Consider the following 3920-nt stretch of genomic DNA (forward strand, 5'->3'; position numbering starts at 1 on the left):
CCACGTCGGTGATCGCGTTGTGGCTGCCGGGGCTGAAGATGCCGGGCGCGACGCCAAGCTCACGCGCGCGTTGGCGCGGTGCGTCCTGGGCGGCGGCGCCCAGGACGCAAAGCCCCGCCAGCGCCACGGTCAATCGGAGGAAGAGACGAGGCGGCGTGCGGGGCATGGTGTTCCTTACAGGCGTTGGCGGACTGCCTCGAACAATGCCACACCCGTCGCCACGGATACATTGAGGCTCTCGACGTCGCCCGGCATCGGGATGCGCACCAGCTGGTCGCAGGTTTCGCGGGTCAGGCGGCGCATGCCATCGGCTTCGCCGCCCATCACCAACGCCACGTTGCCGCGCAGGTCGAGTTTGTGGATGGTGGTTTCCGATTCACCGGCCAGGCCGTACACCCACACGCCCAGCTTCTGCATGTCCTTGATGCAACGGACCAGATTGGTCACCGACACGACCGGAATGCTGTCCGCCGCACCGGCGCTGACCTTGCGCACGGTCGCATTGACCGGGGCGCTCTTGTCCTTGGGGATCACAACGGCGGTGACGCCAGCGGCGGCGGCACTGCGCAGGCAGGCACCGAGGTTATGCGGGTCCTGCACCTCGTCCAGCACCAGCACCAGCGCCTTGCCTTCGGCCGCTTCGATCAGGCCCTTGAGCTCGTTCTCGTCCCACAGCTTGGGCGCGGCATAGCGCGCGACCACGCCCTGGTGGCGGACCTGGCCGGCCACGCCGCCCAGCGCCTGGGCGTTGACCTTGCGCACGTCGATGCCCTTGCGCAGGGCTTCTTCCTCGATTTCAACCAGGCGCGGGTTCTTGGCGCCGGCCTCGATCAGGACCTCGCGGACGTTTTCGGGGTCTTTCTCGATCGACGAAGCAACGGCATTGACGCCGACGATCCACTGGTTCTGCTTGCTCATGGGCGTCACATGGGGACTTCTGGGGGTGGCAATGGTAGGCCGATTCGGCCCGGCCCGCAGCTGCCACCGGCCTGCGGGGTGCGGGAAAGGCGGCCTTCGCTGCTGCGAGGGCCGCTTCCGGCATCAATACTTCTGCTTGGTGCGCTTGGCTGGCTTGCCGCGTTCGGGCAGCGGCGGCAGGCCTTCTTCCAGCGGTTCGCCATCCAGCTTCTCGACCAGCCGGAAGTCGATCTTGCGCTCTTCCATGCTGGCCTTGAGCACCAGGATGCGGACCCGGTCACCGAGCCGGAACTCGTTGCCGCGACGGTCGCCGCTCAGCGTCTTGCGGATCGGGTCGAACTGGTAATAGTCGTGCGGCAGCTGGGTCACGTGGACCAGGCCATTGACCTTGGACTCGTCCAGCTCGACGAAAAGGCCGAAGCTGGTCACGCCGCTGATCACGCCATCGAACTGGCTGCCGACGTGCTTTTCCATCCATGCCGCGCGGAAACGCTCGTCGACCTCGCGCTCGGCCTCGTCGGCACGGCGCTCACGCTCGGAACACTGCAGCGACAAGGCCGCCATTTCGCGCGGGGTATAGGTGTACTTGTCGAGTGGACCGCCGCTCAGCGCGTACTTGATGGCACGGTGCACCAGCAGGTCGGGGTAACGACGGATCGGCGAGGTGAAGTGCGCGTAGGCCTCCAGCGCCAGGCCGAAGTGGCCGTTGTTGTCCGGCGAATACACCGCCAGCGACTGGCTGCGCAACAGCACCGATTCGAGCAACGCCGCATCCGGGCGCTCGCGCACCTTCTTCAGCAGCTTGGTGTAATCACCCGGCTGCACCTTGCTCCACGGCGGCAGACTCAGCTTGAACTCCTTGAGGAACTCCAGCAGGTCGGCGAACTTGGACTCTGGCGGCCGCTCGTGCACGCGGAACGGCGCCGGCACGTGCTTGGACAGCAGGTAGCGTGCGGCCTCCACGTTGGCGGCGATCATGCATTCCTCGATCAGCTTGTGGGCGTCGTTGCGCACCATCATGCCGGCCTGGGTGACCTCGCCACGGTTGTCCAGCACGAAGCGCACTTCCGAGGATTCAAACTCGATGGCGCCACGGCGCTCGCGCGCCTTGGACAGGATGCGGTAGAGCTGGTGCAGGTTCTGGATCTGCGGCAGCAGCGGGCCGATGAAGGCCTTGGCATCTGCATCGTCCTCGCCCACCGCTGCCCACACCTGGGTATAGGTCAGGCGTGCGTGTGAATTCATCACCGCTTCGTAGAACTTCGACTCGCTGACCTGGCCATCGCGCCCGATCTGCATGTCGCAGACGAAGCACATGCGGTCTTCCTTCGGCCGCAGCGAGCAGATGCCGTTGGACAGCGTCTCCGGCAACATCGGCACCACGAAGCCGGGGAAGTACACCGAGGTCGCGCGGCGCTGCGCTTCGTCATCCAGCGGCGTGCCGGGACGCACGTAGTTGGAGACGTCGGCAATGGCCACCACCAGACGGAAACCGTCACGGTTCGGCTCGCAGTAGACCGCGTCGTCGAAATCCTTGGCGTCCTCGCCATCGATGGTGACCAGCGGCATCGAACGCAGGTCCACGCGCTTGCCGATCATCGATGCTTCCACCGTCAACGGCACGGCCGTGGCTTCGTCCAGCACTTCCGGCGGGAACTCGTAGGGCAGCTCATGGCCGTGGATGGCGGTTTCCACCACCAGCGACGGGGTCAGCTTGTCGCCGAGCACGGCAATGATCTTGCCGATCGGCGGACGGCGCGAATCCGGTGCATGGGTCAGTTCGCAGACGACCAGCTGCCCGTCCTTGGCACCACCCGTGAGGTCGCCCGGGATCTGGATGTTGCGCTGGATGCGTTTGTCATCCGGCACCACGTAGCTGATGCCAGCCTCGATGCTGAAATGCCCGATCAGGCGGTTGACGCCACGTTCCAGTACGCGGGCGATCGCGCCTTCGCGGCGGCCACGGCGGTCGATACCGGTGACGTTGGCCAAGGCACGGTCACCGTGCATGACCTTGCGCATCTCGTATGGCGACAGGAACAGATCGTCACCGCCCTCGTCCGGGCGCAGGAAGCCGAAGCCTTCCGGGTTGGCGATGACCACGCCGGGGATCAGGCTCAACTGGCTGACCGGTGCGAAGCCGCCGCGACGGTTCTGCACCAACTGGCCGTCGCGCACCATCGCACCGAGGCGCTTGGACAGCGCGTCGGCACGATCGGGCTCGGTCAGGCCCAAGGCCGCTGCGATTTCCTCGGCGTTCTGCGGGCCTTCACAGCGGTCCAGCAACTGCAGGATGGCCTCGCGGCTGGCAATCGGCTGCGCGTAGCGCTCGGCTTCGCGCGATGCATACGGATCATCGAAAGCCGCCAGCGGTGGACCGGACTTGCGACGGCCGCGCACGAAACTCTGCGGGGCGGCATCGTCGGTGAATTTGCGTTTGCCGGGCTTGGCGGCGGCGCGAGGGCCGGCCTTGCCTGGCTTTGTTGCGCCCGCTTTCGCCGGTGCGGACAGACTCTCCGGCATCCATGGCGGCAGCTTGGCGGTTTTTGCTTTGGGGGCTTTGCCCGGCGCCTTGCCCGGCTTGCTGCCGGTGGCGGACTTACGGGCCTTGTCGGCCCCAGTGGTCTTTTTGTTTTTCATCAGCCTCCATGGTACATGCACCTAGGTGTACAGGGTGCGCACACGATCACTGCAGATGTTTGTGAAAAAACGTTGACAAAGATCCGCGTCCTCTGCAAACTGCGCGGCCTGAAGTGCCCAGGTGGCGGAATTGGTAGACGCACTAGCTTCAGGTGCTAGCGGGGGCAACTCCGTGGAGGTTCGAGTCCTCTCCTGGGCACCACGTTTCAAGATCAAACCCGCGAAAGCGGGTTTTTTCGTTTCTGCGGTTCGAACAAACAGGCCGCGGTTGCCCGGGTAAGCGAAGCGCACCCGGGTTTCCCCCAACGCTCGAAGGCAGCCGTGGCTCCCCCCCGGGTGCGCTGCGCTAACCCGGGCTACAC

2 protein-coding genes and 1 tRNA gene are annotated in these 3920 nt (G+C 65.6%); 1 reads left to right on the forward strand and 2 read right to left on the reverse strand.

What is annotated here, in order from left to right; translation table 11 throughout:
• Nucleotides 1–174: 174 nt before the first annotated feature.
• Both rlmB and rnr read right to left on the reverse strand, forming a co-directional pair.
• A complete protein-coding gene (gene rlmB, locus QMX78_RS20505; RefSeq protein WP_282273113.1) occupies nucleotides 175–918 on the reverse strand; it encodes a 23S rRNA (guanosine(2251)-2'-O)-methyltransferase RlmB in 744 nt (247 codons plus the stop codon).
• Between the two features lie 123 nt (nucleotides 919–1041).
• On the reverse strand, nucleotides 1042–3558 hold the full coding sequence (gene rnr / locus QMX78_RS20510) for a ribonuclease R (RefSeq protein WP_282273116.1): 2517 nt from the start codon (nucleotides 3556–3558) through the stop codon (nucleotides 1042–1044).
• A gap of 115 nt (nucleotides 3559–3673) precedes the next feature.
• On the opposite strand from rnr, the gene QMX78_RS20515 reads away from it, so the two are divergent.
• Nucleotides 3674–3760: transfer RNA gene (locus QMX78_RS20515), tRNA-Leu, on the forward strand.
• The last annotated feature ends 160 nt before the right edge of the window (nucleotides 3761–3920 follow it).

Source organism: Stenotrophomonas sp. PS02298 (assembly GCF_029959445.1).
Taxonomy (GTDB): domain Bacteria; phylum Pseudomonadota; class Gammaproteobacteria; order Xanthomonadales; family Xanthomonadaceae; genus Stenotrophomonas.

What these genes read in the sequence shown, in the direction of transcription:
- rlmB (WP_282273113.1), bottom strand. Translation starts at nt 918, where the DNA reads ATGAGCAAGCAGAACCAGTGGATCGTCGGCGTCAATGCCGTTGCTTCG.
- rnr (WP_282273116.1), bottom strand. Translation starts at nt 3,558, where the DNA reads ATGAAAAACAAAAAGACCACTGGGGCCGACAAGGCCCGTAAGTCCGCC.